Here is a 26,869-nt window from a genome sequence, read left to right on the forward strand (position 1 = left end):
CCGACCCGTTAGTGGCAGCACGTCACCACCGTATGTGACGTGGTGTCACTGGTCGTGGCCCCTGGCTGCCGGATACTGGTGTGGTGGCCGCGAGATCGCCCCGCTTCACGGAGTCGACGCAGGGAAGGCTGCGCCGGCTCAACCTCGCCACGTCACTGCCGCCGGTGGTGTTCGCCGCGGTGGTGCTGCTCTACACCGACGCGCGTACCTGGTGGCACGTCGTCGTCCTGGGGCCGGGGGCGGTGGCGGCCGTGGTGGCCTTCGAACGGTGGACGGCCAACGACCTGGCACGGGTGGCGCTGCCGTGCGTGATCGTCGGGGGAGCGGTGTGGCCACTGGGGGTCCTGGTGACCGGCAGCCCCAACGCCTACTGGGGGTTCTGCGCCGTGGGCTCCCTCGCCCTGCGCGAGGTCCGGCGACACCGGCGGCTGGCGGTGGCCGGGCTGTTCTCCTACGTCGCCGCCGTCGGCGCGGCGCGGCTGCTGGTGCAGCGGGACGACATCGGTCACGTCCTGGTCACCTACGTCCTCATCCCGACCGCCCTCACCGCCGTCGTGACGGTCTTCACGATGGTGAGCGAGCGGTTCTACGATCTCATCCGGGAGCTTGAACAGACCCGGGAACGCGAGGCGGAGCTGGCCGTGGTCCGGGAGCGCGTGCGGTTCGCCAGCGACCTGCACGACATCCAGGGCCACACCCTGCACGTGGTCAAGCTGAAGATCGCCCTGGCCCAGCGACTGCTGCTGCGCGACACCGCTCGGGCGGAGAAGGAGCTGCGGGAGACGTACGCGCTGGTCAGCGACACCATCGCGCAGACCAAGGAGCTCGCCTACGCGCAACGGCGGCTCAACCTCACCGCCGAGATCGAGAACGCGAAGAACCTGTTCGAGGCCGCCGGCATCCGCGTCCGGGTGACCCGGGAGGCCGAGGTCGACTCCCGCGCCAGCGAACTGCTCGGGCAGGTGCTGCGGGAGACCACCACCAACATCCTGCGCCACGCCCAGGCCACCCAGGTGCAGATCACGCTCGCCGAATCGGGCATCACCATCGTCAACGACGGCGCGACCGCCGACACGCTCCCCGAGCTCAGGGGACTGGCGGCACTCAGGCAACGGGTCGCGGGCGACGGAGGTGAGCTGACCGTGGAACAGAAGGACGGGCGTTTCCTGACCGCAGCGGTCTTCCCACCCGCTCGGGCCGACGCGGCCCCGACGGTTGGCGGGAAGGACGGCCGATGACCACCATCGTGCTCGCCGACGACGAGGCGCTGCTGCGCACGGCCCTCGCCGCACTGCTGCCGATGGAGGGCGACATCACGGTCCTCGCCGAGGCGCAGGACGGCCGGACGGCGATCGCCGCCACCCTGCGGCACCGGCCCGACGTCCTGGTCATCGACCTGGAGATGCCGGGCGTGGACGGCCTCGACGCGGTCGCGCAGATCCGCCGCGAGCGACCCGAGCAGGTGATCCTCATGCTGACCCGGCACGCCCGCCCCGGCGTGCTACGTAAGGCGCTGCGGCTCGGCGTCCAGGGCTTCGTCAGCAAATCCGCCGAGCCGGCCCACATCACCTCGGTCATCGCCACCCTGCACGCGGGCAAACGCTGGATCGACCCGGACGTGTCCGCGCTCGCCGTCACCGAGGACTGCCCCCTCACCGACCGTGAGGCCGACGTGCTGCGGGTCACCGGCGAGGGCTACTCGGTCGCCGACATCGCCGCCCGGCTCCACCTCGCGCCAGGCACCGTACGCAACTACCTCTCCAACGCCATGCGCAAGACCCAGACCCGGACCCGCCACGAAGCGGCCCGCTACGCCCGCGAACACGACTGGCTGTAACAGCGGTCCGGCGCCACGACCTGTTCGGTTGGCGAACTACCCACCCGGCACCACGGGCCTGACCTCGAGCAGGAGCTGCCCGCACAGCGGCGGCGATGCCCGGTCGGCATGGACACCGCTGCTTCCGTCTTCGACCGCATGCCGGATCGCTGTCAGGGTCGAGTCCTGCCCGACCGGCGCTGTCCGGCGCCGGGCCCACGGCACCCACAAGGAGCGATCATGGTTCTTCCGACACACCGCCTGGTGACCGCAGTGGCAGCGGTGTCCCTCGCCGCATGCGGCCCAACCGGTGCCGCCGAACAGTCGACGCCGGACTGTCCGATGACGGCCAGCCGCGACCGGAAGGACGCCGGTTACGACAACGCCCTGATCGCCCGGGCGGCCGGGGTCGTGATCGCCACGTTGTGACGGTGTGCCGGCCCACCCGGGATCGCACCGCCAGCTGGCTGCACCGTGTGGATCGAGGTCGACCAGAATGTGTAAGCGTGATCACGGATTCCTGACCAACCGTGTCGCTGCTCGCCTGTGGCCTGCTGGCCGGCGTGGTGGTCGCGGCGGCCGCTGTTCCCCCGGTGGCCATGTCCGGCTTGGGGGCAAAGGCCGGCGCGGAGGCGTTCGGCGCGTTGCCGAGCGAGTTGACGGTGGCCCGGGCGCCGCAGATCAGTTACCTGTTCGCCGCCGACGGCAGGACCCCGCTGGCCACCATGTACGACGAGAACCGCCGCGACGTGAAACTGGCCGACGTGGCGCCGGTGACGCGCAAAGCGATCCCCGCCGCCGAGGACCACGAATCGCCCAGCCCCGCTGCGAGAACGGATCGGCACCGGGGTGGCCCGCGCCGCCGTCGACGCCGCCCGCTGCCCCGTCGGCGACGACTCCGCCACCAGCCGGTGCGGCGGTAGCCGTACGGCCGCGCAGGTGAAGGCCGTCGTCGACGCTTCGGTCGCCGGCAGGACCGGCACCACCGACGCGGAGAACTACGCCTCCCTGGTCGCGATGACGACGCAGTACGCGGTGGCCGGCATCCTGACCGACCCGGATTGGCCGCAGACCACCGTGAAGATGCGGCACCAGCAGCGCGACGGCATCAATCCGCCGGTCTACGAGAGCCTGGCGGCGGCGATGCGCGGCAAGCCACGCCTCGACTTCCCGCCCGCACCGGCGGAACTCACCCGGTACCGACGTCGAGCGGGTCTCCGCGTCATGTCTGTTCGTGGAATGTCACGGTGCAGTGGTGACGTGGTGGCACTGCCAGGAGGGCGCGGTGAGCGCTGCAATGGGGATGCCACGAGCTCGAGAGGAACCTTCCCCGATGAACGCACCAAGCTCCGACGGACCCTGGGAGACGACGAGTCACCCGAGCCCTTCCCAGGCAGGACCTTCACGAATCCTGACGCCGGAGCGTTCCCGGCCAGCCGTCGACAGCTCCCGACCGTTCGGCGCCCACCTCCGCATGAGCTGGTGGAAGCCGCTCCTGGTCGTCCTCGTGCCGCCGCTGGTGATGCTGGTTCTCCAGGTGTTGCTCTACCAGGTCGTGGGCGTCATCGAGGGCAGCGGCGACCCGATGTCCGCCACCTTCACACCGTTGAAGTTCCTGGCCGTCAACCTGAGCATCGGCGTGGCCGGCGTCCTGGCGATCCTGCTCCTGGTGTGGACGGCCAGGGTGCCGTGGCGCAGCCTGCTCAGCTTTCCACGAGCCTTCGACGCACGCCGCCTGACGCACTACCTCGTCGGCGCGGCGCTGCTGGTCGGCGCGGGGATCGGTGTCGTGGCGCTGGTCGCACCCGACTCGCCGGGCTGGACGGCCTTCGGTGTCACCGGCACGACGATCGGCATGCTGGCGGTCGTTCTGCTGAGCACCCCGGTGCAGGCCGTCGGCGAGGAGCTGATGTTCCGAAGCGCCGCGCTACCCGCCGCCGCGTCCTGGGTGCGTGCGGTCCGTCCGGCCCTGGCCGTCGGGCTGGTGATCTCCAGCCTCGGCTTCGCCGTGGTCCACGGGTCGACCGACCCCTGGCTGTTCGGCTACTACGTCGTGGTCGCCGTCAGCACCGGCCTGATGGCGATCATCAGCCGCGGCGTCGAGGCGCCGGTCGCCTTCCACATCGCCAACAACGTCCTGTGGACGACCACCAACACGGTGATGGCGGACGGCGAGGCTTTCGCGATCGACCGGTCCACCGATTCCGGCGACGCGTCCCTGCTGATCCTCGTGGCCGTCAACGTCGTCATGGTGGCGCTGGTCTGGCTGCGCGAGCGGCGGGCCCAGGCCACCGACTGACTAACTCCACCAGGGCAGGGTGCCCGTCCGCAGGTGGTCGTGCAGGGAGCGGGCGACCTGTGTCATCGTCGCCTCACTCCCGGGTTGCTCGACGGCGCGACGAGGACTTCGAACGCGACGCCAATTCCGTGTTGTCCGACCTCGTCAGGCTCAAGCGCAAGATGGAGCGGCCATAGCGCTTGGGCAGCCGTTGTTCGGAATCGTGGCGGGCGTTCGGTGGTGGCGCCCTGTCGTGAGCTCAGACCGTCCGGATCGGCGGACACTGCACGGGTGGAACGGACCGGCGGTCTCACCGTGAGTTGAGGAGCGCCTCGACAGCTTCGGTGACGGAGTTGACGGTGACGTCTGGCGCTGGGCCGATGAACGACCACGGCCCGGTTCGAGGTCGGGGCTGGAGCCAGATCGTGCGGAGGCCGGCGGCGTGTCCACCGGCGACATCGAGGATGAGGTCGTCGCCGATCATCCACCCGCCGTGCTCGAGGGTCGTCCCGCATCGGGCGGCAACGATTCGGAAGATTTCCGGGTCGGGTTTGCGGCTGCCCACCTCGTCGGAGGTGGCCCACCCATCGACCAGGTCGCCTAATCCGGTGTTTCGGATCTTGGCTGACTGATTGTCGGTCATTCCGTTGGTGACGATTCCGATCAGCCACCCGGCTCGGCGCAGCCGCTGTAGCGCGCCACGGTCCGTCGCGTGGCAGGACACCAGCTCGGGCATGCGCCGGCGGTATTGCTTCCACAACTGGTCCGGCGGCTCGCTGAGGTCGAAGGTCGCGCAGAGCATGATGAAGAAGCTGTCCATCGGGCCGGAATGGTGCGCGCCTGCCATGACCACGAAGGTGAGGGCCTGGTCGTCGAGCTGATGGGCAGCGGCGAACTCTTCCGCCCAGGCGTTGAAGGCCGCCCGGCGGTCGATGAGCGTGTTGTCGAGGTCGAACAGTGCCAGTGGCCGCATGCCGGCACGATATGACGCCGGGCGGGCGCCTTTGCCGCCCTCCCCGCCACCCTCCTGCGCAGCCGTCAGCGGGTGGTGTTGGTGCGCAGCATGAGTTCGCGGTTGGCGGCGCGGGCGACGATCAGGTCGTCGCCGCGTTCGTCCAGCTGCAGGCGCAGGTCGGCGGCCTGCTGTTCGAGGTGGGTGACGCGTTGCTTGAGCGCGTCGATGTCGTCGGGCGCGCCGAGCCCCGGCTGGCGCCAGGCGTGCTCGCCGAGCAGCTCGGAGAGGCGTTTCTCGAGTTGGTGGACGCGGGCGGCCTGGCGGGCAGCGCGTTCGTGGGCGGCGAGCAGATCGGCGTGCAGGGAGGCGCGGTTGACTGTCGGCCCGGTCCCGCCGTCTTGGGAGGCGGTATTTCCGATGCGTGGAGTTGTTCGAGCAGGTCGCGGTGGCGGCAGGGGAAGCTGCGGTCGACCGCAGCGGCGCGGGCGATGCCGGCGACGCTGATCCCGGCGCCGTCGCTGCTGGCCTGGTTGAGCGCTTTGATGACGCGTTGCCGGTGGCGGGCGGAGTCGGCCTTGCGGCCCTCGACCGCCGCTGTGGTGCGCCGGGCGGCGGGTGTGCGGCTCATGCGGGGCGCTCCGGTCGGATGCCGGGCAACGGCTGGCGGACCTTGGGCAGGCCGAGCAGGATGCCGCGGTGCCGGCGGACGGTGGCGACGGCTTGTTCGACCTGGGTACGTCCCGCCCGGGGTTACGCGTAGCCGCGTTCTGTCCGTCCTTTCGCCCCTACGCGCGCTTCCGCTATCGGGACGCGAGCTCTGCGGTGACGTGCGCCTTCACCTGCTCCAGCAGAACCTCTGCTTGCTTCGGCGTTGATGCGGTGACCCGCTCGAAGTCCCCGCCGAACCGGACGCCGGCGTAGGTCCGGTCGAGTCGTGCGCCGGCTTCCGACGTCGCCGACCGGCTGCCCGGGATCTTCGAGGACCATGACCTCCGTCGGTCCGGAAGGCGAGCTTCAGGAGATGGCCCGCTCGATGCGGCAGAACGGCACTCGTAGCCGTCGGGCTCGTGCAGCCTCACAGCGGGGATCTCAGCACGGCGACCTCGGGGAACTCGTCCGGGGAGCCGTAGCCGTGCTCGGCCAGCCAGCGGACGTTGGTCAGGCATCGCAACGACCACCATGCGTGGATGAGGTCGCGGTCGACGTCGGTGCCGTAGCCGGCGACGACGTCGCCAAGGTGCTCCTTGTGTCCGAGCGTGAGGGTGGCGAGGTCGAAGAGCGCGTCGCCCTGCGACGCCTCGGACCAGTCGACGACGCCGGTGACCTCGTCACCGGCGACGAAGACGTGGTCGACCTGCAGGTCGCCGTGGATGAACACCGGTGTCCACGGCCGGAGCGCGGTCTCGGCGAGCCGGCGGTTGCGTGTGACCACGTCAGCGGGAAGGACGTCGTTGGCGACGAGCCACTCGCACTCGCCGGCGAGGCGCGATGCGAGCTCGTCGAGGCTCCGACCGGGCCATGGCGGCAGCGGCGCGTCGTGCAGCGTCCGGGCGGCGGCACCCGCCGCGGCCCAGGCCGCGGGCGACGCGGTCGATGGCTTGCCGAGGTGGCCGAGTGCCGTTCCTGGGAGGGCGGCGAGCGCGAGCACGGGCGGCTTGCGCCACACGATCTCCGGAGTCGGGATCGGCGCCATAGCCATCGCCTCGACCTCGACGTCGGTGCGGGTCTGATCAGCGTCGATCTTCAGGTACACGTCACCGACGCGCAGGGTCGCGCGCTCGTTGTGGGCGACGACGACCTCGACCTTCTCCACGTCGGCCATTGTCGCGGGGATGATCACCGACGTCACCGGGTTTATCGCCTGCGGCTGCGCGGTTGACGGCGTACCGCTGCCCGGCGGCCTCGTGTAGCGCCACCGTGGATGGTGGGCCGGGTCGACCCGGCCCACCATCCACGGTGGTCGCGCCGGCATCGACGCGGCTGTTGACATTCCCGAAACACTGATCATATTTTATGGAAACATCGGGTCTCTCGATGGTCAAAGTGCCGGCTGCCGCATGTCCGGATCCCGAAGGCCCGCGAAAGGCCCGATGAATCCGGCAGGAAGGGAACGATCATGTTCGCATCATCCCGCCGTGACTTCCTCCGCCTCACCGGCGCGACCGGAGCCGGTCTCGCCCTGGCCGGGACCAGCCCTGCGGCGCACGCCGCTCCGGCCCGGCCCGCCGAGCCGGCCCTGGTGCCCGAGGCCGACGCGACCGCGCTCTGGTGGCGCACGCCGGCTCGGGAGGACCAGATCATCCGGGAGGGCCTGCCGATCGGCAACGGCCGCCTCGGCGCGCTGGTCTCCGGGGATCCGATCGACGACGCCCTCTATCTCACCGACGGCTCGTTCTGGACCGGCGGACGCAACGACACGCTGACCAGTGACGGGCAGCTTCCGTACGACGCGAACGGGTTCGGCAGCTTCGGGGTGCTCGCGCAGGTGCGGGTCGCGCTGACCGGGCAGGAGGCGTACACGGACTATCGCCGCCGGCTGGACCTCAGCAACGGAGTGGTGTCGGCGAGCTACCAGGTCGGCGGGGCGCGCTACCGGCGGGAGGTCTACGCCAGCCACCCGGACGACGTGGTCGTGCTGCGGCTCACCCAGACCGGCGGGGGCCGCCACTCCGGCGCGGTGTCGCTCGTGGGTACACACGGCGAGACCACGACCGCGAGCGGCGGCCAGGCCGGCTTTGCTGGCACGCTCGTCAACGGGCTGACGTACGGGGCGGCCGTCACCGTGGTCGGTACCGGGGGACGGGTCCGCGCCGACGGCGGCAAGGTCGCCTTCGACGGCTGCCGGGAAGTGCTGGTGGTCGTCTGCGCGGGCACGAACTACTCGCCCGATGCGGCGAAGGACTTCCGCGACCCGGCGATCGATCCGCTCGCGCTCGCTCGTACGAAAGTCGCCGCCGCCGCCCGGGTTTCCGGCGCACGGCTTCTCGCCACGCACGTGGCCGACTACCGCCGGCTGTACGACCGGATGACGATCGACCTCGGCACCTCGTCGGCGGTGCAGCGCGCGCTCGACTCCTGGTCGCGGATTGCCGTCCGGCACACCGACCCGACCACCGTGGACCCGGAACTCGAGGCGGCGTACGTGCAGTACGGCCGCTACCTGACGATCACCGGTTCGCGCGACGGGCTGCCGATGAACCTCCAAGGGCTGTGGATCCACAACAACACCCCGGACTGGTTCGCCGACTACCACACCGACATCAACGTGCAGATGAACTACTGGCTGGCCGACCTCGCAGGGCTCGGCGAGTGCGCGGACGCGCTGGCCGACTACTGCGTGTCCCAGCTGCCGGTGTGGACCGACGTGACCGGCCGGCTGTTCAACCACCCGAGCAACCGCTTCCGCAACAGCAGCGGGAAGGTGGCCGGCTGGGCGGTAGCGTTCTCCACCAACATCTACGGAGGCAGCGGCTGGGCCTGGCACCCGTCCGGCAACGCGTGGCTGTGCAACTCGCTGTGGCGGCACTACGAGTACAGCCAGGACCGGGCGTACCTGGAGAAGATCTATCCGGTGCTCAAGGGTGCCGCCGAGTTCTGGCAGGCGCGGCTGATCACGACCACGGTCGACGGGCACGAGGTGCTGATCGATGACACGGCCTGGTCGCCGGAGCACGGACCGGACGCCAAGGGCACGACGTACGCCCAGGAACTGGCCTGGGACCTGTTCCAACAGACGCAGGTCGCGAGCGCCGTGCTCGGCCGGGACGCGGAGTTCGCGGCCGCGCTCAAGGACCTGCAGTCGCGGCTCTACCTGCCGCGGGTCAGCCCCAAGACCGGCTGGCTCGAGGAGTGGATGAGCCCCGACAATCTCGGTGAGACCACGCACCGGCACCTGTCGCCGCTGATCGGCTTCTACCCCGGCGACCGGATCGCCGCCGACACGAGTTCGGCTGAGCTGCTCGACGGCGTACGCAATCTGCTGCTGGCCCGGGGGATGGACAGTTACGGGTGGGCCTGCGCGTGGCGGTCGCTGTGCTGGTCGCGGCTCAAGGACGCGGAGCGGGCGTACCAGCTCTACCTCACGGTGCTGCGGCCGTCGATGAACAACGGCAACGGCACCGCGGCGAACCTCTTCGACATGTACAGCCAGGGCAGCTACACGATCTTCCAGATCGACGCCAACCTCGGCGGTGCCGCCGCAGCCCTGGAAATGCTGCTCTACTCCCGGCCCGGCGTGATCGAATTGCTGCCCGCGCTGCCTCTCGCCTGGGCCGCCCGCGGCTCGGTCACCGGCGTCGGAGCGCGCGGCGGCTTCGAGGTCGACCTCACCTGGCGCGACGGGAAGGCGACCCGGGCAGTGATCCACAGCGTCGGCGGCACCACGACCGAGGTCCGCGCGGGTACCTGGCGGCGCCGCATCACGCTACGGCCAGGCGAAACGGTGACGCTCACGCCGGGACGCTGACCACCCGAAGGACCGGGAGAAGGCGACGCCACCGATCGTCACGGAACCGACGGGGCGCCGACCCTCCGCTGGTTCGTTGTGGGCGGCGGCCAGCAAAGGCAGAACGGGTGACCAGCGGGATCGGCATAGACCTGGACGCCCCGACCCGCGGCGCGATCGTCGGCCGCCTTCAACAAGCGCGGCCCCAGCGCGATCGCCTGCTCGTGCGCGGTGTCGAAGTCATCGACGTAGAGGTCGAGATGGACTTGCTGTGGAGTGCCGTCAGGCCAATCGGGCGGAACAAGGACTTCGCTGAACGGGCGCGCCGAGGACGATGCTGACTGAACCCTTTTCAACCTGAACCGCGCGGCGCTCACACACCGCGTCCGACCTCGCCCTCCGACGGACTGCAAGGGGAGGTTGAAAAAGGTTCACTGGTAGACGAGGTTTCCGATGACCGCAGGGGTGACGACGACCGGGGCCGACGGCGGTGGTCCTGATAGCCCTGCGGGTCCTGCTCGTGCTGATGCCGTTTGACCCATGCTGCCAGTCAAGGCGGCCTGGTGCTGCCAGCGCGTATGCCGTTCTCGGTACGCCGACGATATGGTCCGGTTCGTAGGGTGGGGCATGCAGATACGACCAGCGCGCAGCGCTGACGCCGGAGCCATCAACGAGTTGCTCGACCAGCTGGGCTATCCCCAGGATGGTCAGGCGACGACGGTGGCCCGGCTCCAGACCTGGATCGACGATCCGGCCAGCGCGGCCTACGTGGCTGACGCCCAGGGCGATCTCCACGGCGTCATCGCCGTCCATATCTGTCCGTTCTTCGAAAGCGACGGTGCCTGGGGCCGAATCGTGGCCCTGGTCGTCTCCGACCGAGTACGCGGACGAGGTGTCGGCTCCCGACTTGTTGCGGCCGCCGAATCCTTCGCCGCCAGCCACGGATGCCTCAGGATGGAAGTCACCAGCGGAGACCGACGGCCAGTTGCGCACAAGTTCTACCAGCGCCGGGGGTACGCCGACCAAGCAGGAAGATCGTCCCGCTTCCTGCGGGAGCTACCCGCCTCCAACAACAAGCAGGATCTACTCCTGCCAGAAATTTGACTCAAGACATCACCCCACAGTCGATCGCCTCGGGGATCATCTGCAGCCCGGCGGTAGGAGGTGGACGGGTCTGGGCTGGGGATATGCCGACGGTGCTGGTCACTGCCGCATCCTTGGATCGTGGGTAGGGTCGGCGTACACGGGCGGGCAGCCGTGATCGATGGCTTCGGGGCGCAGTTCGTAGTGCCAGGGTTCGTTGCTGTAGATCTGGCAGAGCCCGTACTCGGCGCCGTGCTTGGAGAGCCACGCCGTGGCGTCGGAGTGTCCGATGTCGATCGCGTGCCCCGACACGTGAGGAGACGTGTCGGGGGTGGCGACCCATCGGGCGGCTTCCTTTTCTGAGCCGTACTTCGCGACCGCCCCATGGAGTAGGTGTTCTTGGTACTCCGGTGAGCGCCAGCCGCCGTTGACGTAGAACTGGACCCCGTCGTCTGCGGCATCAGTCGCAGCCTGGCGCAGAGCACCGAGCAGATCGGGGTCGAGGTTGGTCACGGCCGGAATTTGGTCATCGAAGACCGTCACGCCATCAGGGACGGCGCCGTCTGCCTCGCCGAGTGCATCGAGGCGAGCGGATGCGGCCGAGTGGGACGAGGACGCGAGCGATCTGGTGCGGCGGGCTGCTGCTCGTGCTGGTTCGCTGTAGGTCATGCCTGCAGTCAAGGCAGCCTGATGTTGTCAGCACGTATGTGGATTTTAATATGCCGACGATATGCTATGGCTCGTAGCATCGACTGTATGCGTGTGTTGATCGTCGAGGATGAGCCCTATCTGGCAGAGGCGATCCGTGATGGGCTGCGCCTGGAAGCGATCGCGGCGGACATCGCCGGTGACGGTGACACCGCTCTGGAGTTGTTGAGCATCAACGCCTACGACATCGCCGTTCTCGACCGCGACATTCCCAGGCCCTCCGGGGACGAGATCGCCGAACGCATCGTCGCTTCCGGCAGCGGCATGCCGATTCTGATGCTTACCGCTGCCGACCGTCTCGACGACAAGGCCTCCGGGTTCGAGCTCGGCGCCGACGACTACCTCACGAAGCCGTTCGAGCTCCGAGAACTCGTGCTCAGGCTCAGAGCGCTCGACCGCAGGCGCCCGCACAACAGGCCGCCTGTGCGGGAGGTCGCAGGTCTGCGTCTGGATCCGTTCCGCCGAGAGGTCTACCGCGACGGTCGGTATGTCGCGCTGACCAGGAAGCAGTTCGCCGTACTCGAGGTCCTCGTCGCGGCCGAAGGCGGTGTCGTCAGCGCCGAAGAACTCTTAGAGCGAGCGTGGGACGAGAATGCCGACCCCTTCACCAATGCCGTGCGCATTACTGTCTCGGCATTGCGTAAACGCCTCGGCGAACCCGGGATCATCGCCACCGTGGCCGGCGTCGGCTACCGCATCGGCACAGCATCCGGCGTCGAGCGTGACGGAGGGGACCGTGGATAGGGCGCCCGGCTTGAGCGTTCGACTCAAACTCACCCTCAGCTACGCGGGGTTCCTCATGCTGGCAGGGGCCTTGCTGCTCGCCGCGGTGTGGGTGTTCCTGCTGCGTTACGTACCCGAGGCGATCTACACCCGCGGCGGGATTCGAACCCTCAAGCTCGACCTGGTGCACGCCTTCTTCCCGAAGGCTGCCGCAGTGCTGGCCTTCCTGCTGATGTTCGGCCTCCTGGGAGGATGGATCCTCGCCGGCCGGATGCTCGCCCCCCTGACTCGCATCACAAATGCCACACGTCAGGCCGCCAACGGATCACTCTCCCACCGGATCCAGTTGGAAGGCCGCAAAGACGAGTTCCGCGAACTCGCCGACGCCTTCGATACCATGCTCGCGCGGCTCGAAGCACACGTCGCCGAGCAGCAGAGGTTCGCAGCCAACGCCTCGCACGAGCTGCGCACCCCGCTGGCGATCACGCAGACACTTCTCGACGTGGCCCGCAACGACCTGGACCGCGACACCGGCGAACTTGTCGACCGCCTCCACTTCGTCAACACCCGGGCGATCCACCTCACTGAGGCATTGCTCCTACTCAGCCGCGCCGACCAACGGTCCTTCACACGAGAACACGTCGACCTGTCTCTCGTGGCGGAAGAGGCCACTGAAACGCTTCTCCCGCTCGCAGAAAAACGCGGTCTCACCATCGAGACCTCCGGCGACTTCGCCCCCACCATTGGCTCCCACGCGCTCCTGCTGCAGGTGACCACGAACCTCGTGCACAACGCGATTGTCCACAACCTGGCTGAACACGGCACCGTGTGGGTCACGACCAGCGTTCACCCCAGGACCGTGGTGCTCGCCGTCGAGAACACCGGCGAGAAGCTCTCCCCACAGCTGGTTTCCACGATTGTCGAGCCGTTTCAGCGTGGCACTGGACGGATACGCGACGGCCACCTAGGTGTCGGCCTCGGCCTGGCGATCGTCAAGAGCATCACCCTTGCCCACGGCGGAACCCTCACCCTCACCCCCCGTCGTGACGGGGGGCTCTGCGTCACGGTGCAACTACCCGCAGCGCCACCGCAGATCGGCAGATGACGATCAGCGGAATTGCCGCACGGGATAGTCAAGTCCTGTGGATCAGCGTGTCATGCGGGGTGAGGGTCACTGAACCTTTTTCAACCTCCCTTGCGGTCCGTCGGAGCGCGAGGTCGGACGCGGTGTGTGAGCGCCGCGCGGTTCAGGTTGAAAAAGGTTCACTGTGTGCTGATTGGTCGGGTCGTTGGACGAGGACTCCGTTGGCGAAGGACGGTTTCAGGCCGCACGCCTGCGGCACGATCACCAGCAGCGAGGTCGTCGAGCCCTGCCGCGGGTGCCGGCTACCGTGTCGCACCAGCGGCCTTCCAGCGCGGCGGCCCGGCGCAGGACCAGCTTGCCGCTCTCCGGCGCGGCGACGAGCTCCTCGTGCCGGGGTAGCTGGCGGCACGGCGACGTAGCCGCCGAAGTCCACCGCATATAGATTGAACCTTTTTCAACCTGAACCGCGCGGCGCTCACACACCGCGTCCGACCCTCGCCCTCCGACGGACCGCAAGGGGAGGTTGAAAAAGGTTCATTATTCCGCCAAAATATTAGCTGCTATCAGTGCCTTCTGTGCCTTGCCGATCTCTTTTGCCGGCTCAGCTATCGGAAAATCAAAATAGGTGTCCGGGTAAGGTTCGTCCTTCAGTGTGTAATGCCACCACTCGCAATTGTATGAGCTGAAACCGCAGGCTTCCATGATGGAACAAAGAGTTTGACGGTTTCTCGCCTCGGCTTGTGTGATTCCTTCTGCTCCATGATGTGAGATTGAATCCATCAGATCGTGGCCACCGCCCATCGGAGCGAGCTCGCCGGTAGCCAGGTAATAGAGCGTCAAGTCAACCGTACTGCCCCGGCTGTGGCCCGACCTGGCGGCCACATATCCTTTCTCGAACATCTCGGCTCTGTCGATGTTCGGATAGTGCCGCGGCTTCGTCCGGCCATCCTCCGGCTGTGCTGACCACCGCAGGAAACAATCGACGGCCCGTTGCGGGCGGTAACCATCCCAAAGAAGCAGGCCGAAGCCGAGAGATCCGGCCTTTTCTCTCGCTCTTTCCAGGGCCGAGCACAAAGCCCTCGTACCGACAATTCGATTTGCCAGGTAACCGTCCACCGGTTTGCCGGTGAAGTTGTCCCACGTGGCGTACTTCGCATCCCAACGTATTCCGGGTACCAGCTCGTCCACAAAGACAAAGTCATCCTTCATCGGACTTTGCCTGTCAATGTCAACGACACCACCCGGTCGATCACTTCGGCAAGCGGCAACCCTGCGGCTTCCATCATTCTCGGATAACGACTGTAGGAGGTCATGCCAGGCAAAGTGTTAACCTCGTTGAGGACTACCTTTCCATCTTCCTTGAGGAACATGTCCACCCGCGACAGTCCCCTGCATCCCAGGGCGCGGTATACAGCCTTTGCTGTCTCCTGGACGAGTGAGCGTGACTCTGTCGAAATATCCGCAGGAACGATTGCCGTTGAGTTTTCGGAACCGCTTTCAGGCTCACTTTCCTGATGGATTCTGAAGAAGCCGTGAGATAGCGCAATTCGATCTACCTCGCCTGCGATCAGATCCAGATCGTTCCCCAATACCGCACATCCGACCTCGCTGCCGACGACAGCCTCCTCGATCAACACCTTCGAGTCGTACTGTCTTGCGACTTCCACCGCACTCAGTAATTCTTCCTTTCGGGACACCTTGCTGACGCCGAAAGATGAACCCGAACGGGCCGGCTTCACAAAGACGGGATAGGTTAGCCGGTCGGGGTCGACATTCTCGTTCGCCGTGACAGTCCAAAAATCCGGCGTAGCAATTCCCGCGCTTCTGGCGACGATGTAGGCGAGGGATTTGTCCATACACAGAGCAGAACTTTGGACATCGCAGCCGGCGTAGGGGATGCCGGAGAGTTCCAACAAACCCTGCATCGCACCGTCCTCGCCGAGTTTGCCGTGCAGAACGGGCAGCACCAGGTCCAGACTGATCGTCTCGTACTGCCCGTGCCCCAGAACAAGCAATCCGTGTACGCTCCTGTCCGGTGACAGCACGGCCGGACGGCAACTGCCGTTTTCCCAATCTGCGTCAGGGTCGTCACAAAGCTTCCAGGCACCGCTCGTCGTAATCCCTATGTAGAACGGTTCGTACTTTTCGGTGTCGAGGTTCCTTGCGACCTCCCGCGCGGATTTGACGGAGATGGGGTGCTCCTCGGAACAGCCCCCGAATATGATCCCGATTTTCAACCTATCCATGCTGATCCCCGCTCTCGAATTTCAGGCAATTTATGATGGAGTTTTCAACAGTGTCGCTCAGGGCGTGGTCCGTGTAGTAGGCGGTGTGCGGGGTAATAAGTACGTTCGACAGCTCTTGCAGTCGCAACAACGATATGCTCTCAATGGCCTTGTTTCTGCAGTCGGCGTAGAAAATCCCTTCCTCCCCTTCGAGGACATCCAGCGCCGCACCGCCCAATCTGCCGCTCTCCAACGCCGAAATGAGAGCCTCGGTGTCAACAAGTGACCCGCGTCCAGTATTGATGATGAAGGCGCCGTGCTTCAGATGCGCGAGACGTTGACGATTCAGGAGATGATGTGTGTCCGCGTTGAGCGGTGTATGGAGCGTTACAATGTCGCTCCGCCGCAGCAATTCATCGAGGGGAAGGTAATCGGCAGAGGTCTTGGGGTGGCTGTCATAGGCCAATATTCGGCTGCCGAAGCCCCGCAGCCTGTCCATGACCGCTGCGCCAATGCGCCCGGTCCCAATCACCCCGATGGTGAGGTCGCGGAGCTCTTTCCCGCGTACATCATTCAGCCTGTAATCATGGATGTCCGCGCGGCGGATGATGGATTTTGCATTCCGCACCGCCATCAGCATCAGCATCAGCGTGTAGTCAGCCACGCTGTCGGGCGAATAGGCGACATTTCCAACGGAGATGCCGACGCTCTCCGCATATCTTACATCGATATGATCGTATCCAATGCTCCTGGTGGAGATATACGCCACGCCGACACGCCTAAGTGCCAGAATAGTGGCGTTTGTGATCTGCGTTTTATGGCCGACGCTGATGCATCGGTTTCCGAATGCCAGTTCGGTATTGGCTTCGGATACGGCCGCCTCCGTGATGGTCGGCATTATGCCAAAGCGAGGTGCCATCTCTCGGAACAAAACTGCCTCGTCCTGCCCGCATCCATAAATCGTGATTCCCGCTGTCGGGACGGTCGAGGAGGACGAGGGCGCCGGCGACCGGGTGCGGCGGGCCGCTGCTCGCGCTGGTTCGCTGTAGGTCACGCCTCCAGTCAAGGCGGCGCGGTGTTGCGAGTACGTATGCGCTTTCCGATATGCCGACGATATGCTACCGGCAGGTAATATGACGGAGCATGCCTATGTCGGTCGTCGAAGCGAACCCTCGACCCACAGACCCGCACCGGGGCACCCGGAACATCGGCCGAACGGCGTCCAGCGGGTGAAACGTCCAACGATCAGCGCGAACTGGGACGAGGTCATACCGGGCCCAGCGCCGCAGGTCAGGCTCGTCCTTCGATCACGTAACAGGCGGTGCCGATGATGTCGACCAACCCGGTACGTACCGGCGCGAACTGCTGATCAGGCAGCACGAGCCGAAGCCGGTGCGATCGGCCGAGACCAGGCTGCTACGGCGTGCCCTGTCGCCGCTGGACGAGGGCGGCGTGCAGCCGGTCGTAGCTCGGGGCCAGTCCGCGGAGTGCGGCTGCCGCCGCCGGAAAGTCGCGGACCACCATCGGATGCTGCATCGAGCCCACCAGTCGGGCCTGGGTCGCGGCGATCTCCGCTGCCGCGGGATATCCCCGCCAGCAGCAGGCAGTCGGCGGTGTCGCTGAGCCGTCGCGCACCGACCCGGATCGCGAAGTAGACCAGGTGCTCCCGGCGGTAGGTCGACGGCGCCCGTATACCGTTGCCGCTGAGCGACGGACGATCTGACGCGATCCCGGGGCCGGGATTCCGGGAAAGGCCGGTCCGGACGCACTCCCTCCGGCGGGAGGGAGCCGACCGGCGGGACGGATTCGGGATGATCCGGCGGGAGGGAGCCGACCGGCGGGACGGATTCGGGACGATCCGGCGGGACGGATTCGGCAGATGGAGGGATCCGGGATGCGGGAGGGATCCGGGATGGTGCGGCGGGAGGGGTCCGGGATGCGGCTGTCCGTGGGGTGCGCGATGTGGACGCACAAGTCCTGGCAGGGGCGGTTCCTGGCGCATCCGCTGCCGGCCTCCGAGCGGCTGCGCTTCTATGCGAGCTGGTGCGACGCGGTGGAGGGGAACACCACCTTCTACGCGACTCCGACCCGGGAGACCGTGGCGTCCTGGGCGCAGCAGACCGACCCGGGCTTCCGCTTCGTGATCAAGATACCCAAGCTCATCACGCACGAACATCGGCTCACCGACGTCGACGAGCCGCTCCGGATCTTCCTGAACGCGATCGAGCCGCTCGGCCCCCGGGCGCACGCCCTCTGGATCCAGTTGCCGGGGTCGTTCGCCCCCGACGACGTCGCCGTGCTCGCCCGCTTCCTGCGCCGGCTGCCCGCCTCCCACCGGTACGCCGTCGAGGTCCGCGACCCCGCGTTCTTCGCCGACCCGCGCGCGACGCGGCTGCTGGAAGGGGTACTCGCCGACGCGGCCGCCGAGTGGATCCCGTTCGACACCACCGCGTTCTTCCAGGCTCCGCCGAGCAGTGACGCGGAACGGGACGCCTGGACCAGGAAACCCCGGATGCCGCTCCGGACGGTCGCGCTGACCGACCGGCCGATCGTCCGGTACCTCGGTCGCGACGATCCCGCCCGGACCGTCGAGGGCTGGCGGCACTGGGTCGACGTCACCGTCGGCTGGCTGCGCGAGGGCCGCTCGCCGACGGTCTTCGTGCACACCCCGGACAACGCCGACGCGCCGATGCTCGCCCGCCGCTTCCACGACGAGGTGCGGGCCCGGGTACCCGAACTCGACGCGCTGCCGGAGCCGACCCCGGCCGAGCCGCTGACCCTCTTCTGACCCGCGCGACCCGGCCCGGGATCCGCAGGCGTCAACCGGTTCTTCGCCGGCCTCACCGCCGGACGGCTGCTCAGGCACGGGCAGTGGGCGCTGATGTGCGACCTCATCCCGCTGCGCGACGGCAGCGGCGAGCCGGCCGGCGGGCGTGACCCTGCCGGTCGACGGCGCGGAGAGCTGTGAACGAGTCCGTACGCTGACAGCCGTACGGCGGGTGGAGGCCACGACCTTCACCCGCCGTACGGCTGTCGTCCCCGTCCGGGCCTGGCCTATTCGCCGGTGTGGTACGCGGTGATCTCGGTCAGCGTCGGGGTGTACTGCTCCGTCGCGATCTGCCCGGTGAGCGCCACCCGGAGCCGGGAGGTCGTGACGCTGCCGAAGCCGGTCACGGCCAGGTCGTGCCCGATACCGTCGGTACGGCTCGCGAATGTCACCCAGCCGCCGGTCCCGACGTCCCAGCGTTGGAGTTCGAACGTCTGGACCCGCGGATTGGTGCCGGAGTCGGTGTACTCGTCCAGGTACACCTCGTCAAAGGTGGTGTCCGCGCCGAAGTCGATGTCGAGCGTGATCGGGTACGTGGCATCGTCGGCTGCCGCCCAGCGGGTTGCCGGGTCCCCGTCGGTCAGGTTCACCGCACCCAGCGTGCCGTTCGCGCCGGGGTGGGTAGAACTCGCGGTGGCCGGCTTGTCGAGGGCGAGGTTGGTCCGGTCGTCGCCCGGCTCGTCCTCGATCGGGTTGTCGTCGACCGGGTTGGTGACCTTCCTACCGATCCGGTTCTCCGCGATACCGATCTCCGGCGCGTCGCCGTAGTAGATGTGTGTGCCGAGGAAGTCCTCGGTACCCAGGTGCGGGTTGTACCGGCCAGCGTCGATGAGTGGCGAGTCCTCGCGGAGCGCGAAGTGTGCCGCAGCCGCCCGGATCCGGTCCACGCCCACCCCGGTGACGTACTCCGCCGGGTCACCCACGAACCTCGGATCGACCCGTGGCCCGGCCGGGTCGACCGGCTCCTGGCCGGAGTGGGTGCCGCTCGCCTCGTAGTAGGCGTTGTTCGAGAAGACCGCGTGGCGTAGCGCGCCGGTCCGGCGGTACCACGGCGTCGACTCCGTCGTCGAGGTGTTGTAGAAAATGTTGTTCAGGAAGTAGACGGTGCTCAGGAACGTCTCGTCGTGGACGTAGTCGAGGTCCGCGCCGTCGTACACGAAGGTGTTGTTCGTGAAGTAGGTCGGCGAGTAGTTCGTCGACAGCATGTTCTTCACGAGTACACCGTTGTCGTTGACGCTCAGGTTGTAGCGGGCGACCGAGTTTGAGCTGTTGCCCATGTACGCCATCCAGCCCGCCGCGTTGTCATGCGAGTAGTTGAACTGGTAAGTGACGTTGAAGTTCGTGTACTCCAGGTCCCAGGGGGTGCCGTCGTACTCGTTGTCCGGGCCGCCGTAGACCTCGTTGAACTGCATGACCGAGTCGGCGCCGGCCCACAGGTAGAGCCCGCAGGAAACCGCGTCGTAGCGCTGGAGGTACCCGTTGACCTCGTTGTATTCGACCGTCATGGCCTTGGTGTTGGCGAGCTGGATCGCGCCCTGGCCGACGCTCTCGGCGTAGTTGTGTCCGATGTAGACGTCCCGGCTGTACAGGTCGCGGGTACGCACCCAGAGCTGTTCCCAGCCCTCGTGGAACTTCCCGCTCTCATCGTACTGGCCGGCGTCGGCGCCGTCGGCGTTGAACCAGTTGAACGCGAACTGTACGGCGTGCAGTTCGACGTTGGAGAAGGTGTTGTCCTCGATCCGTACGCCCTTGAAGTAGTAGCCGCCGGTACCGTACTCCCGGTAACCGCGGCCGCCGAAGACCTGGAAGTTGACGCCGCCGTAGTGGATCCTCTGCCAGGTGCTCGGGCCGTCGAGGTGGTGGACGTACACGTCGGAAATGCGGAAGTGGTCCATGATGCTGTCCGCGCCGGTTGGCAGGAGGTCGGCGTTGATCGAGACCATGATGCCGTCGCGGACGTACGACCCGGTGGTGATGTCGGTCGCGAAGTCGTCGTCGTTGGACAGCTCGACGTTGTTGATTTCGAAGTACTGCTGGTTGCGCAGCACGATCGCACCGGTCAGTCCGACCGTCGCCGGGTTCTTCGTGCCATCGGCCCGGAACGGGCTCGGCACGTTGCCGTTCGTCGCGATGTACGGCCGGCCGGCACGTCGGTCGCCGTACGCCGAGATCGTGATCGGCCGGCCCGCGCTGCCCGAGCCCTTCGGCCACAGTTGCTCGTCATGCCACTGCTCGCCGGCCTTGAGCAGGATCCGGTCGCCCGGACGGAACGTCGTCGCGTTCGCCTTGGCCAGGCTGCGCCAGGCGGTCGTCGGCGACGTTCCGGCCGCGTCGTCGCGACCGTCGGTGGCGTCGATGAAGTAGTCCGTGCCGCCGGTCCGGTTCGGCGTGTTTCCCGGCCAGTTCGGTGTGGCGGGGGTGCGGTCCGGGGCCGCGGCGGCGGGCCCGGCAGGAACGAGCGATCCGGCGAGCAGCGCCGCGAGCAGGACGGTGAGGCCGCGACGGAGCGTCCGCGCGGCGGGCCGCTGGCAGGTCGACGCCACCGCGTCGGCCGGGGGTGGTGCGGTACCGCCAGGTTTCATTGCTTCACATCCTCTGGGTTGATGGAGCCGATCGCCGCGGTGTCGACCTCGATGTCGCTGTCGTCGACCTGCCGCTGGAGGAACTGGTCGAACTTCTGCTCGACGAGGGACTGCCGGATTCGCCGGGAGTACTCGGCGAACGCCCCGGCCTCGTCGACGGTCCTGCCGTCGAGCTCGTAGTAGGTCACCTGGCCCGGCCCCGGAACCGGGGCGGAGATCTGGCCCGGTGCGAGCTTGCCGAGCACCGCCACGAGTTCCTGGTCGTGGGCGTTCGGTCCGGTCGGGGCGGCGCCGCCGAAGGTGGCGGTCGTCAGCCTGGCACCAGGCTCCCGCCTCGCGACCTCCGCCAGCCGGTCCGCGGCGTCCACCCGCCGCTGGAGGCCGGCCGGGTAGTCCGGCGCGGCGCCGTCGGGTACCGGCACGACGAGCTTTGAGTACGTGTATGTGGTCGCGTTGGCGCTCCAGGCGTCCCGGTCGGCGTCGAACGCGCGCCGCACGTCGGCGTCGGTGACCCGGAGCGGGTCGCCCGGAGCCGCGCTGAGCCGTTTCGTCAGGCTCGTCCTGAGCTCGGTGAGCCGGTGCGAGTAGTACTCCTCGGCCGAGAACTCCGCGATGCCGTAGACCGTCTCGCCGGCGGCGACGGCCTTGGCGCGCCGTTCGTTCTCGTCGGCCAGCTCGGCGAGGAAGTCCGCATGGTCGACGGAGTCGACCAGCCCCTGCTCCTTCGCCAGGATGAGCGTGGTCTTGTCCCGCCAGATCTCGTCGAGCGCCCGGGTCGCGAGCCGCTGGAGCGCCGTCCTGTCGCCGGCCTTCGCGGTCCAGTCGATCGCGCCCCGCAGGTGGTACTCGTTGCGTAGCTCGTTCTGCACCGTCGGCGCGAGCCGCCGCATGTGGAAGAGCAGCTCGTCGCGAGTCACGGTGTGCCCGTCGATCGCGGCGACCCCGTCGGTGCGGTGGGCGAGCGTCACACCGGTGACCACCAGCGCGGCGACGACGCCCCAGATGCCGACGAACAGGACGACGGCCCGGCGCGACGGCCTGCTCGCGGTGCCCTTCACGAGGCCGCCCCGATCGCGGCGGCGTGGGCGACGACGGGGGTGTCCCGGGTGTGGGGTATCTCGACCACGACGGTGTCGACCTCTGCCGGCGGGAACGTCAGGATGCGCTGGTAACCCACCGCGTTCGCCTCGGCGAGTGTGGTCCACCGGCCGTGCCGGCGGCCCCGGACGACGACATGCTCGATGCGCTGCCCCTGCGTGATGTCCTCGCCCACCACGACCGCCTCGACCGGGCGGGGCCCGCCGAACGCGAGTGTCACCCGGGGCAGGGGATCCCGATCGTCCGGTCGCCACGGCGTACGCCCCCGGCCGGGCCACGCCGTCGCGACGTCGCCCGGGGTCCCGGACGACACCGTCGCGGTCGTCGCGATGCGCCGCGCCCGGAAGTCCTCGATGCGTCGCCCGAGCCGCGCCAGCACCGCCACGTCGGTGTCCCGGATCCGCCCGTCCCGGGCCGGCGGGATGTTGAGCAGGAAGCAGGAGTTGCCGCCGACGGCGCGCAGGTAGATGGTGAACAGCTCGTCCACGGAGCGGACCGCGGCGTCCTCGGCCGGGTGGTGGAACCATCCGGGACGGATCGAGGTGTTCACCTCGGCCGGGTACCAGACCAGATCGTCGGAGTGCCCCGCCAGGGCGGCGCGGCTGCCGAGGTCGCGGTCGTCGCTGCGGACGAGCCGGGCGAAGGTGCCGTCGTCCGCCTTCTGCGAGCGGTCCGCGACCCGCTCGGCGTCCCGCAGCGCCCGCGGTACGACGCTCCACTCGTCGGGTCGGGTGTCTCCGGCCTCGTTACCGCACCAGCGGACGTCGGGGCCGCACACGGTGATGACCGCGTCCGGCTGCAGTTCCCGGACCACCGCGTAGTACCGCTCCCAGTCGTACACCTGGCGCTTGCCGTTCGGGCCCTCGCCGTTCGCGCCGTCCAGCCACACCGAGAACACCGGCCCGTACCGGCTGAGCAGCTCGGTGAGCTGGGCGACGTAGAAGTCGTCGTACGCGGTGCCGGAGCCGTAGGACGCCTCGGTGCGGTCCCAGGGCGACAGGTAGATCCCGAACCGCAGGCCGTGGCGGCGGGCCGCGTCGGCGACCTCCGCGACCACGTCGCCCCGGCCGTCGCGCCAGGGTGACGAGGCGACCGTGTACGTCGTGACGTCGCTCGGCCACAGGCAGAATCCGTCGTGGTGCTTGCAGGTGAGGATCACGCCGGTCATCCCGGCGCTCTTGAGCGCCGTGACCCACTGGTCGGCGTCGAGCCCGGCCGGGTCGAAGGCGGCCGGGTCTTCGTGCCCCTCGCCCCACTCCCGGTTCGTCATCGTGTTCATGCCGAAGTGGATGAACCCGTAGAATTCCATCGCCTGCCACCCGAGCTGGCGCTCGCTCGGCCGGATCGCGGCCAACTCCGGCCCGGACGGCGGGGCCGCGGTCACCGGAACCGCCGGTTGTACGAGCCGAGCACGGCCAGCAGCCCGGCAAACGCCAGGAGCATGATCGCGAGACTGCCCCAGCCGACCGTCGGCCGTGCGGTGACGACGACCGCGACGCAGACGACCACGACGAGCGTCCGGGCGACGACGAGCAGCGTGCCGCGCGTCGATTCCTTCATCACGTTTCCTTCCCGGGAGGTTGCCGCACGGCCCGGTCAGCCCTTCACGCCGCCGGATGCCATTCCCTCGATGAGCCGACGCTGGATCAGCGCGTAGACGATGAGTACGGGGACGATGACCAGGACCATGCCGGCGTAGAGGCGCCCGTAGTCGGCCGCCGCCTTCTGCGCGGTCATCAGGTTGAGCAGGCCGACCTGGAGCGTCTTGCCGTCGCCGGGGAGCAGCGTGAGCGCGATGATGAAGTCGTTCCAGTAGGCCAGGAAGTTGAACAGGACCACGGTGGTGACCGCCGGGCGGGCCATCGGCAGCATCACCCTGGTCATGATCCGGAAGCGGGACGCCCCGTCCAGGGCGGCGGCCTCCTCGTAGTCGGTCGGGATCGACCGGAAGTACGCGGCGAGCAGGTAGATGGTGAACGGGATCGACGTGGCCGCGTAGACGAGCGAGAGGACCCCGGGGTTGTCGATGAAGAAGCCGCCGGGGAGCGCGTCGGCCAGCGCGCGGTCCCAGCCGACGAGCATGAGGAAGATCGGCACGACTATGTAGTTGACGTTGACGAACAATCCGGCCAGCAGCGCGACCTCCACGACGCCACGCCCACGGAACTCGTATCGGGCGATGACGTAGGCCGCCGGGACGGAGACCGCGAGGACGAGCGCCAGTCCGAGAAGTGTGACGAGGACCGAGGTGAGGAAGTACTGCCCCATCCGCGCGGTGACGAACGCGTCCACGTAGTTCTGGACGTGCAGGCCCGACGGCAACGCCCAGGGGCTGCCGTAGAACTCGCTCTTGCGTTTGAACGAGGCGAGCAGCACCCAGGCGATCGGCACCGCGATGGCGAGGGCGATCGCGATGACGACGACGTAGGTCAGGACCCGGCCGGTACCGGGCCGCCTGTCGCGGGTCCGGGGCACGTTGACTGTGGTCATGGTGGCTGTCCTCAGAACTGGAGGGGCTCGCGTCGGGTCGCGCGGCTCACCAGGAGCGACACGAGGAACGAGAAGGCGAAGATGACGACCCCGATGGCCATGCCGTACCCGTACGACGAGTTCGTGTACGCCTGCTGGTACATGTAACTCAGCAGGACCTCGGAGGAGCCGTCGGGCCCGCCGCCGGTCATCGCGTGCACGAGGACGAAGCTGAGGTTGACGGCGCTCATGACGAAGAACGTCAGCGTCGTGCGGAGGTTCTGCCAGATGAGCGGCAGCGTGACGGCGAAGAACTGCCGGCCGGCGGAGGCGCCGTCGAGCCCGGACGCCTCGTAGAGCTCCTCCGGGATGCCCGCCATGCTCGACATGTAGAGGACCATGTAGTAGCCGAGCGACTGCCAGACCATCGCGATCGCGACGGACCAGAGCACGATCCCCTGGTTGCCGAGCCAGACCTGCTGCAGGCCGTCGAGCGCCAGCAGCCGGAGCGTGCCGTTGAGTAGACCGTTCTCCTGGTCGTAGACGGCGGAGAAGATCGCCGCGATCACGACCACGGAGAGCACGTTCGGGATGTAGAGGACGAACCGGTAGAGGTTCCGCCCGCGCAGCCGCTGCCGGGTCATGATCGCGGCGAGGAACAGGCCCATGCCCATCGTCACGATGGTCACGACGACCAGCAGCGCGACCGTGTTCTGGAACGCGCGCACGAACTGCTCGTCGTCGAGGAGCCGGCCGAAGTTGTCGAGCCCCACGAAGCGCATGTCCGGGGAGAACCCGCTCCAGGTGTAGAGGGACATCCGGAACACGTTCACGGTCGGCACGACCATGAACACCGCGAAGAGCACCAGCGCCGGCAGCAGGCAGGCGAGTACGAAGCCGACGTCGCCGCGTCGGCGGGCCGGGCTCCGGGCGCCGCCTCGGGCGCGTCCGACGGACGGCGCCGGTACGGATGTGCGGTCCGCCGGGCCTGGAGGTGGGGTGGGGATGGTCGTCACCGTGCCGGTCCTTGGATCGCTCGGGGAGGTCGGGGGATGAACAGCGGCGCCTCTGCCGAGCCGGAGCGGCGCCGGCGGCGGCTCGGTCGGAACTCCGCCGCCGGGCACGTCAGCCGCCCGCCTGGCGCAGCTTCTCGCTGGCCTCGTTCAGCGCGGCCTGCCACTGGTCCTCGGTCTTGTCTCCGCTGATGATGCTGTTGGCCGTGTCGAAGAGCGTGCCCTTGATGTCGACACCCGGGACCGGCGCGGTGCTCGCGAACCCGCCGACGAGTGCGGCGACCGCCGGGTCCTCGTAGACCTTGTAGAACTCGGTGTTCTCCCCGGACAGGCTGCTCGCGATGCCCTCGATCGGCTGGATCGCGTTCGACTTGGCGAAGATCTTCGCCGCCTCGTCCGAGTAGAGGTAGGCGATGAAGTCCTTCGCCGCGTCCTTGTGCTTGGCAGCGCTGGGGACCCAGACCGACTCGACCGACGTCGTGATGTAACGCTTGCCGCCCGGGGTGACCGCCGGCAGCGGCGTCAGACCCCACTGGAAGCCGTCGGCGCGCGGGGCGTCCTTCATCTCACCGACGATCCAGGTGCCGTTCGGCATGAACAGGGCCTTGTTGTCGAGGATCGACTGCTGGTTCTTGGTGAAGTCCTGCTCGTTGGCGTACCCGACGGTGGTCGGCGCGGCATAGCTCAGCAGCCGGGTGGTGATGTCGAGAACCTGCCGGGCCTGCGGCGTCTGCCAGACACCCTGCTTGTACGTCATGACGTCGGTGTAGAACTGCTCCCCGCCGACGTCGGCGAGCAGTGCGAAGAAGAACGAGTCGAGGTACCCGGCGGTCGGGTAGGTGAACAGCGAGATCCCCTGCGCCTTGGCCGTGTCGCCGAGCGCGAACATCGCGTCCCAGGTCGTCGGGACCTGCCAGCCCCGCTGGGTGAACAGCCCCTTGTTGTAGAAGAGCCCGGTCGGCGCGTAGTACATCGGCAGTAGGTACGTCTGGTCCGTACCGTAGGGGTTGGTGTTGAGATTGCCGACGATGCCGTCGGTGAGCTTGTCCCCGACGGTCCTGTCCTCGCCGGGGACCTTCGTCTTCAGGACCGGCGTGAGGTCCTCGATGGCCTTGTCCTTGATGAGGGTCTCGGTGAGGGCGGCCTTACGGCCCTGGCCGAGCACCACGACGTCGGGGAACCGCCCCGCCTTCATGTTCGGGGTGATCTCGTCCTCGATGCTCTTCGAGATCTGTAGTTGCACGTCGACGTCTGGGTGCGAGGCCTTGTACGCCTCGATGACCTCGGTGTACATGTCTCGGCCGTAGCCGCCTTCGAGGGCGGCGACGCTGAGTGTCGTCTTGCCGGAGTCCGGGCCGTCGCCGTCGGCCGAGCAGCCGGCGAGCAGTCCGAGCACCGTGACCGCGGCGCCCGCCAGGACGATTGATCTCCTCATGTTTATCGGGTCCTTCCCGTGGACGTCTGCCCACCTGGGTGCGAGCGGAGGAACGAGTTCCGGCCTTCCGGATCGGGGGTCGGGCCGCGCTCGCCACGCCGCTGGGTGGCGCTCTGAAGCATTCGGCCG

Annotated in this window: 24 protein-coding genes and 1 pseudogene; 10 read left to right on the forward strand and 15 right to left on the reverse strand. The window is 67.8% G+C overall.

Annotated elements, in window-relative coordinates; all coding sequences use genetic code 11:
* Nucleotides 1-83: 83 nt before the first annotated feature.
* The 5 genes and pseudogenes from ACQEVC_RS12955 to ACQEVC_RS12975 all read left to right on the forward strand — a co-directional run bounded on the left by ACQEVC_RS12955 (nt 84) and on the right by ACQEVC_RS12975 (nt 4,115).
* Complete coding sequence (locus ACQEVC_RS12955) at nt 84-1,238, forward strand: sensor histidine kinase (RefSeq protein WP_432876621.1); 1,155 nt, start codon at nt 84-86, stop codon at nt 1,236-1,238.
* Nucleotides 1,235-1,837 (forward strand): response regulator, encoded by a 603-nt coding sequence (locus ACQEVC_RS12960; RefSeq protein ID WP_121655180.1) that lies wholly within the window; start codon nt 1,235-1,237, stop codon nt 1,835-1,837. Before ACQEVC_RS12955 ends, ACQEVC_RS12960 begins: the two co-directional genes overlap by 4 nt.
* Before the next feature lie 219 nt (nt 1,838-2,056).
* Nucleotides 2,057-2,245, forward strand: a complete 189-nt coding sequence (locus ACQEVC_RS12965) for a hypothetical protein (protein WP_432876624.1) — start codon at nt 2,057-2,059, stop codon at nt 2,243-2,245.
* 358 nt (nt 2,246-2,603) lie between these two features.
* Nucleotides 2,604-3,073 (forward strand): annotated as a pseudogene (locus ACQEVC_RS12970) (glycosyl transferase); the annotation flags it as partial.
* Between the two features lie 217 nt (nt 3,074-3,290).
* Complete coding sequence (locus tag ACQEVC_RS12975; protein ID WP_432876626.1) at nt 3,291-4,115, forward strand: CPBP family intramembrane glutamic endopeptidase; 825 nt, start codon at nt 3,291-3,293, stop codon at nt 4,113-4,115.
* 289 nt (nt 4,116-4,404) lie between these two features.
* Here the strand turns inward: ACQEVC_RS12975 and ACQEVC_RS12980 are convergent, their stop codons facing one another.
* From ACQEVC_RS12980 to ACQEVC_RS12990, 3 genes are all read right to left on the reverse strand, one after another.
* Nucleotides 4,405-5,067, reverse strand: coding sequence for an HAD family hydrolase (locus ACQEVC_RS12980; protein ID WP_432876628.1), 663 nt, complete (start codon nt 5,065-5,067; stop codon nt 4,405-4,407).
* Nucleotides 5,068-5,188: 121 nt separating this feature from the next.
* Nucleotides 5,189-5,677 carry a hypothetical protein gene (locus ACQEVC_RS12985; protein ID WP_432876630.1) on the reverse strand — a complete coding sequence of 163 codons (489 nt, stop codon included), beginning with the start codon at nt 5,675-5,677 and terminating at the stop codon, nt 5,189-5,191.
* Between the two features lie 447 nt (nt 5,678-6,124).
* Nucleotides 6,125-7,039 (reverse strand): phosphotransferase family protein, encoded by a 915-nt coding sequence (locus ACQEVC_RS12990; protein ID WP_432876632.1) that lies wholly within the window; start codon nt 7,037-7,039, stop codon nt 6,125-6,127.
* Nucleotides 7,040-7,165: 126 nt separating this feature from the next.
* Here ACQEVC_RS12990 and ACQEVC_RS12995 point away from each other — a divergent pair, with 126 nt between their 5' ends.
* The gene (locus tag ACQEVC_RS12995; RefSeq protein WP_432876634.1) at nt 7,166-9,514 is read left to right on the forward strand and encodes a glycosyl hydrolase family 95 catalytic domain-containing protein; all 2,349 of its coding nucleotides are present in this window, start codon (nt 7,166-7,168) and stop codon (nt 9,512-9,514) included.
* A gap of 38 nt (nt 9,515-9,552) precedes the next feature.
* On the opposite strand, the gene ACQEVC_RS13000 is transcribed toward ACQEVC_RS12995, so the two are convergent.
* Complete coding sequence (locus tag ACQEVC_RS13000) at nt 9,553-9,870, reverse strand: VOC family protein (RefSeq protein ID WP_432876637.1); 318 nt, start codon at nt 9,868-9,870, stop codon at nt 9,553-9,555.
* 250 nt (nt 9,871-10,120) lie between these two features.
* Between ACQEVC_RS13000 and ACQEVC_RS13005 the strand changes: the two genes are divergently transcribed.
* Nucleotides 10,121-10,597, forward strand: a complete 477-nt coding sequence (locus tag ACQEVC_RS13005; RefSeq protein ID WP_432876639.1) for a GNAT family N-acetyltransferase — start codon at nt 10,121-10,123, stop codon at nt 10,595-10,597.
* 99 nt (nt 10,598-10,696) lie between these two features.
* Here the strand turns inward: ACQEVC_RS13005 and ACQEVC_RS13010 are convergent, their stop codons facing one another.
* The gene (locus ACQEVC_RS13010; RefSeq protein ID WP_432876641.1) at nt 10,697-11,245 is read right to left on the reverse strand and encodes a M15 family metallopeptidase; all 549 of its coding nucleotides are present in this window, start codon (nt 11,243-11,245) and stop codon (nt 10,697-10,699) included.
* Between the two features lie 87 nt (nt 11,246-11,332).
* Here ACQEVC_RS13010 and ACQEVC_RS13015 point away from each other — a divergent pair, with 87 nt between their 5' ends.
* Nucleotides 11,333-12,028: a response regulator transcription factor gene (locus ACQEVC_RS13015; protein ID WP_432876643.1), complete on the forward strand. Its 696-nt coding sequence runs from the start codon at nt 11,333-11,335 to the stop codon at nt 12,026-12,028.
* Between the two features lie 10 nt (nt 12,029-12,038).
* Entirely contained in the window at nt 12,039-13,112 is a 1,074-nt protein-coding gene (locus ACQEVC_RS13020; protein WP_432876645.1) for a sensor histidine kinase, read from the forward strand.
* Nucleotides 13,113-13,628: 516 nt separating this feature from the next.
* On the opposite strand, the gene vanX is transcribed toward ACQEVC_RS13020, so the two are convergent.
* Genes vanX through vanH form a run of 3 tightly spaced genes read right to left on the reverse strand, consistent with a single transcriptional unit; the run spans nt 13,629 to nt 16,283 of the window.
* The gene (gene vanX, locus ACQEVC_RS13025; RefSeq protein WP_432876647.1) at nt 13,629-14,300 is read right to left on the reverse strand and encodes a D-Ala-D-Ala dipeptidase VanX; all 672 of its coding nucleotides are present in this window, start codon (nt 14,298-14,300) and stop codon (nt 13,629-13,631) included.
* Nucleotides 14,297-15,337 carry a D-alanine--(R)-lactate ligase VanA-Sc gene (vanA-Sc, locus tag ACQEVC_RS13030; RefSeq protein ID WP_432876649.1) on the reverse strand — a complete coding sequence of 347 codons (1,041 nt, stop codon included), beginning with the start codon at nt 15,335-15,337 and terminating at the stop codon, nt 14,297-14,299. Before vanA-Sc ends, vanX begins: the two co-directional genes overlap by 4 nt.
* Nucleotides 15,330-16,283 carry a D-lactate dehydrogenase VanH gene (gene vanH, locus ACQEVC_RS13035; RefSeq protein WP_432891345.1) on the reverse strand — a complete coding sequence of 318 codons (954 nt, stop codon included), beginning with the start codon at nt 16,281-16,283 and terminating at the stop codon, nt 15,330-15,332. Before vanH ends, vanA-Sc begins: the two co-directional genes overlap by 8 nt.
* Nucleotides 16,284-17,276: 993 nt before the next feature.
* Here vanH and ACQEVC_RS13040 point away from each other — a divergent pair.
* On the forward strand, nt 17,277-18,104 hold the full coding sequence (locus tag ACQEVC_RS13040; protein ID WP_432891348.1) for a DUF72 domain-containing protein: 828 nt from the start codon (nt 17,277-17,279) through the stop codon (nt 18,102-18,104).
* Between the two features lie 266 nt (nt 18,105-18,370).
* Here ACQEVC_RS13040 and ACQEVC_RS13045 read toward each other — a convergent pair whose 3' ends face one another.
* The 7 genes from ACQEVC_RS13045 to ACQEVC_RS13075 form a co-directional block, all read right to left on the reverse strand.
* Nucleotides 18,371-20,725 (reverse strand): discoidin domain-containing protein, encoded by a 2,355-nt coding sequence (locus tag ACQEVC_RS13045; protein ID WP_432876651.1) that lies wholly within the window; start codon nt 20,723-20,725, stop codon nt 18,371-18,373.
* On the reverse strand, nt 20,722-21,783 hold the full coding sequence (locus tag ACQEVC_RS13050) for a hypothetical protein (protein ID WP_432876653.1): 1,062 nt from the start codon (nt 21,781-21,783) through the stop codon (nt 20,722-20,724). Before ACQEVC_RS13050 ends, ACQEVC_RS13045 begins: the two co-directional genes overlap by 4 nt.
* Nucleotides 21,780-23,207 (reverse strand): alpha-L-fucosidase, encoded by a 1,428-nt coding sequence (locus tag ACQEVC_RS13055; RefSeq protein ID WP_432876655.1) that lies wholly within the window; start codon nt 23,205-23,207, stop codon nt 21,780-21,782. Before ACQEVC_RS13055 ends, ACQEVC_RS13050 begins: the two co-directional genes overlap by 4 nt.
* Nucleotides 23,204-23,383, reverse strand: a complete 180-nt coding sequence (locus ACQEVC_RS13060) for a DUF6903 family protein (protein WP_432876657.1) — start codon at nt 23,381-23,383, stop codon at nt 23,204-23,206. Before ACQEVC_RS13060 ends, ACQEVC_RS13055 begins: the two co-directional genes overlap by 4 nt.
* Nucleotides 23,384-23,419: 36 nt before the next feature.
* The gene (locus tag ACQEVC_RS13065; RefSeq protein WP_432876659.1) at nt 23,420-24,313 is read right to left on the reverse strand and encodes a carbohydrate ABC transporter permease; all 894 of its coding nucleotides are present in this window, start codon (nt 24,311-24,313) and stop codon (nt 23,420-23,422) included.
* Between the two features lie 11 nt (nt 24,314-24,324).
* Nucleotides 24,325-25,308 (reverse strand): carbohydrate ABC transporter permease, encoded by a 984-nt coding sequence (locus ACQEVC_RS13070; RefSeq protein WP_432876661.1) that lies wholly within the window; start codon nt 25,306-25,308, stop codon nt 24,325-24,327.
* A gap of 109 nt (nt 25,309-25,417) precedes the next feature.
* A complete protein-coding gene (locus ACQEVC_RS13075) occupies nt 25,418-26,740 on the reverse strand; it encodes a carbohydrate ABC transporter substrate-binding protein (protein WP_432876663.1) in 1,323 nt (440 codons plus the stop codon).
* Nucleotides 26,741-26,869: the final 129 nt, after the last annotated feature.

The organism is Plantactinospora sp. CA-294935 (genome assembly GCF_050936445.1).
Classification (GTDB): Bacteria; Actinomycetota; Actinomycetes; order Mycobacteriales; family Micromonosporaceae; genus Plantactinospora.

Bases quoted from the DNA above. Each gene is read 5' to 3' on its own strand.
- ACQEVC_RS12975 (WP_432876626.1), top strand. From the start codon at position 3,291: ATGAGCTGGTGGAAGCCGCTCCTGGTCGTCCTCGTGCCGCCGCTGGTG.
- ACQEVC_RS12960 (WP_121655180.1), top strand. From the start codon at position 1,235: ATGACCACCATCGTGCTCGCCGACGACGAGGCGCTGCTGCGCACGGCC.
- ACQEVC_RS13045 (WP_432876651.1), bottom strand. From the start codon at position 20,725: ATGAAACCTGGCGGTACCGCACCACCCCCGGCCGACGCGGTGGCGTCG.
- ACQEVC_RS13075 (WP_432876663.1), bottom strand. From the start codon at position 26,740: ATGAGGAGATCAATCGTCCTGGCGGGCGCCGCGGTCACGGTGCTCGGA.
- ACQEVC_RS13060 (WP_432876657.1), bottom strand. From the start codon at position 23,383: ATGAAGGAATCGACGCGCGGCACGCTGCTCGTCGTCGCCCGGACGCTC.
- vanX (WP_432876647.1), bottom strand. From the start codon at position 14,300: ATGAAGGATGACTTTGTCTTTGTGGACGAGCTGGTACCCGGAATACGT.
- ACQEVC_RS13010 (WP_432876641.1), bottom strand. From the start codon at position 11,245: ATGACCTACAGCGAACCAGCACGAGCAGCAGCCCGCCGCACCAGATCG.
- ACQEVC_RS13015 (WP_432876643.1), top strand. From the start codon at position 11,333: ATGCGTGTGTTGATCGTCGAGGATGAGCCCTATCTGGCAGAGGCGATC.
- ACQEVC_RS13005 (WP_432876639.1), top strand. From the start codon at position 10,121: ATGCAGATACGACCAGCGCGCAGCGCTGACGCCGGAGCCATCAACGAG.
- ACQEVC_RS12990 (WP_432876632.1), bottom strand. From the start codon at position 7,039: ATGTCAACAGCCGCGTCGATGCCGGCGCGACCACCGTGGATGGTGGGC.
- ACQEVC_RS13065 (WP_432876659.1), bottom strand. From the start codon at position 24,313: ATGACCACAGTCAACGTGCCCCGGACCCGCGACAGGCGGCCCGGTACC.
- vanA-Sc (WP_432876649.1), bottom strand. From the start codon at position 15,337: ATGGATAGGTTGAAAATCGGGATCATATTCGGGGGCTGTTCCGAGGAG.
- ACQEVC_RS12965 (WP_432876624.1), top strand. From the start codon at position 2,057: ATGGTTCTTCCGACACACCGCCTGGTGACCGCAGTGGCAGCGGTGTCC.
- ACQEVC_RS13040 (WP_432891348.1), top strand. From the start codon at position 17,277: ATGTGGACGCACAAGTCCTGGCAGGGGCGGTTCCTGGCGCATCCGCTG.
- ACQEVC_RS12980 (WP_432876628.1), bottom strand. From the start codon at position 5,067: ATGCGGCCACTGGCACTGTTCGACCTCGACAACACGCTCATCGACCGC.
- ACQEVC_RS12995 (WP_432876634.1), top strand. From the start codon at position 7,166: ATGTTCGCATCATCCCGCCGTGACTTCCTCCGCCTCACCGGCGCGACC.
- ACQEVC_RS12985 (WP_432876630.1), bottom strand. From the start codon at position 5,677: ATGAGCCGCACACCCGCCGCCCGGCGCACCACAGCGGCGGTCGAGGGC.